Annotated in this window: 2 protein-coding genes; both read left to right on the forward strand. The window is 64.6% G+C overall.

Annotated features, from left to right (window positions below; genetic code table 11):
* The first annotated feature begins 174 nt into the window (after positions 1-174).
* Positions 175-2712 carry a FeoB small GTPase domain-containing protein gene (locus ACMO6A_RS01275; RefSeq protein ID WP_009306181.1) on the forward strand — a complete coding sequence of 846 codons (2538 nt, stop codon included), beginning with the start codon at positions 175-177 and terminating at the stop codon, positions 2710-2712.
* 69 nt (positions 2713-2781) lie between these two features.
* Positions 2782-3012 carry a FeoB-associated Cys-rich membrane protein gene (locus ACMO6A_RS01280; RefSeq protein ID WP_418470673.1) on the forward strand — a complete coding sequence of 77 codons (231 nt, stop codon included), beginning with the start codon at positions 2782-2784 and terminating at the stop codon, positions 3010-3012.
* Positions 3013-3025 lie beyond the last annotated feature (13 nt).

The raw sequence follows: 3025 nt of genomic DNA on the forward strand, positions 1-3025 counted from the left end.
AGGCGGAGAGCATCCTCATCGGCTGACGTTGCCAGGCGTGAGCGCCAGGTGACGAGGATAGAGGCGCCGCGGCGCTTCTTTTTTGGGACTGAGTTAGTAGCAGCTAACTTAAAAACGAGCCAACGGGGGATTGCAGACCCCCGACCGGCTTCGAAGCAGATGGAAAGGCTGATCATGGGAATTCGCATAGCGCTTGCCGGCAACCCGAACTGCGGCAAGACGACGATGTTCAACGATCTGACCGGCGCCAGCCAATACGTTGGCAACTGGCCGGGCGTGACCGTTGAGAAAAAGGAAGGGAAGTACACCCGCGACAAAGACGTGATCATCACGGACTTGCCGGGCGTGTACTCGCTGTCGCCGTACTCTCCCGAGGAGATCGTGACGCGCGACTACCTGTTGGACGGCGGCCCCGACGTCGTCGTGAACCTCGTGGACGCGACGAACCTCGAGCGCAACCTGTACCTGACCACGCAGATCCTCGATCTGGGCGTGCCCGTCGTGGTGGCGCTCAACATGATGGACCTCGTGAAGAAGAGCGGCGACAAGATCGACGTGGCCGGCCTGTCGAAGCAGCTGGGCTGCCCCATCGTCGAGACGACGGCGCTCAAGGGGCACGGCATGGCCGAGCTCATGGAAACCGCCGTCAAGGCGGCGAAGGCCGGCAAGCCCGCCGAGCCGAAGATGCCCTTCGACGCGCAGGTGGAAGAAGCCATCACGAAGATCGAGGGCATTCTGGGCAACCGCGTGTCTCCGGCAACCGCGCGCTGGTTCGCCATCAAGCTGTTCGAGGGCGAGGAGCGCACCGTCGCCAACATGAAGCTCAGCGCCGCCGACCTCAAGGCGGTCGAGGCGATTCGCGAAGAGGTGGAGAACAAGCTCGACGACGATGCCGAGAGCATCATCACGTCCGAGCGCTACAACGCCATCACGCACGTCATCGACAAGACGATGAAGCGCTCGCACAAGGGCATGACCACCACGCAGAAGATCGACCGCGTGGTGACGAACCGTTGGCTGGGCCTGCCCATCTTCGTGGTGGTCATGGCGCTCGTGTACTACCTGGCCATCTCCGTGGGCACGGGCGTGGTCACCGACTGGGCCAACGACGGCATCTCCGGCGACGGCTTCCTGTACACCGGCGGCGCGGCCTACGAAGAGGCCGTGGGCGAATGGGAAGGCGAGCAGGCCAACATCGAAGCCTACCTCGCCGCTGCTGAGGAAGACGGCATCGACGTGGAGGGCGCGACCGCGGCCCTCGAAGCCGAAGAGCCCACCGCTGCCGACGAAAGCGCCCTCGCCGCATTCCAGGAGGATGCCGAGAAGGCCGGCGTCGTCGGCATCGTCGAGGACGAGGAGACCGGCGAATCCGCCGAGGTGGACGCCGCGGCCTTTGCAACCGCCCTCGAAGCTGAAGAGCCCGACGCTTCCGACGGCTCGTGGGGCCTGTGGATTCCCGGTTTGGGAGCGGTCATCGGCAACGCCCTCGAGGCGGTCGACGTCGCGCCGTGGCTGCAGAGCCTCGTGATGGACGGCATCGTCGCGGGCGTCGGCGCCGTGATCGGCTTCATTCCCCAGATGATCATCCTGTTCCTGCTGCTCGCGCTGCTCGAAGGGTGCGGCTACCTGGCGCGCGTCGCGTTCATCATGGACCGTGTCTTCCGCCGCTTCGGCCTGTCGGGCAAGAGCTTCATCCCGATGCTCGTCGCGTCCGGCTGCGGCGTGCCCGCCGTCACGGCCACGAAGACCATCGAGAACGAGAAAGACCGTCGCATGACCATCATGACGACGACGATGATCCCCTGCGGCGCGAAGATGCCCATCATCGCGCTCGTGTTCGGTGCCATCGCCGGCGGCAACACCGAGGCTACCTGGTGGATCGCCCCGCTGTTCTACTTCCTGGGCGTCATCGCCATCATCATCTCCGGCATCATGCTGAAGAAGACCAAGATGTTCGCCGGCCCCACCTCGCCGTTCGTCATGGAGCTTCCTTCCTACCACATGCCCACGGTGAAATCCATCCTGATGTCCACGTGGGACCGCATCAAGGGCTACATCGTCAAGGCAGGTACGATCATCTTCCTGTCCACCATCGTCATCTGGCTGCTCATGAACTTCGGTGACGCGGGCGAGGGCTTCGGCTTGCTCGATACCGAGATGGACGACTACATCCAGTACAGCCTCATGGCGGGCCTGGGCAACGGCATCGGCTGGATCTTCGCGCCGCTTGGCTTCGGAGACTGGCAGGCAACCGTCACGTCCATCACCGGCCTCGTGGCGAAGGAGAACGTCGTCGCCACCGTCGGCATCCTGACCAGCCTGGGCGATGTGGGCGAAGCCGATCCCACCATGTGGGCCGCGTTCGCCGCCCTCTTTGCGGGCTCGGTGCCGGCCATCCTCGCCTTCTGCGCCTTCAACCTGCTGTGCGCGCCGTGCTTCGCCGCCATCGGCACCATCTGGCGCGAGATGGGCACCGCGAAGTGGACCTGGTTCACCATCGGCTACATGACCATCTTCGCGTGGTGCGTGGGATTGATGTTCTACCAGTTCGGCGGCTTGCTTACCGGCGAGATCGGCTTCAACGTGTGGACGGTCGTGGCCATCGTGGTCCTGGCCGGCATGCTGTTCCAGATTTTCCGCCCCATGCCCACCTTCGACAAGAAGAAGGACAAGGTCGCGGGCGAGCTTGAAGCCGAGGGCAGCGTCGCGTAGGCGAAGCGGCTTCGGGCCCGAGGGAACCCCCTCGGGCCTGTGCCCCGATGTTCCGAGAAAGGACGCGCTATGTTTGGTTTGGAGTTCACGCCGTCTACGGTGGTCGTCGCGCTCATCGTGCTGGCGCTCGTGTTCCTCGCGGTTCGCCGCTTGGTGCGCAACGGCATGTGCGATTGCCATACGGGAGACGACGCGCACGGCGGATGCGCCGGAGGATGCGGCGGCTGCTCGGGCTGCGGCGCTGCCAGCGCCATGGTGGCCGACATGCAGAAGCGAGCCGCTGCGGAGTCGCACCGCTAACCGCCCCATACGC

Source organism: Eggerthella sp., from assembly GCF_048329335.1.
Lineage (GTDB): Bacteria > Actinomycetota > Coriobacteriia > Coriobacteriales > Eggerthellaceae > Eggerthella > Eggerthella lenta.

Bases quoted from the DNA above. Each gene is read 5' to 3' on its own strand.
- ACMO6A_RS01275 (WP_009306181.1), top strand. From the start codon at position 175: ATGGGAATTCGCATAGCGCTTGCCGGCAACCCGAACTGCGGCAAGACG.
- ACMO6A_RS01280 (WP_418470673.1), top strand. From the start codon at position 2,782: ATGTTTGGTTTGGAGTTCACGCCGTCTACGGTGGTCGTCGCGCTCATC.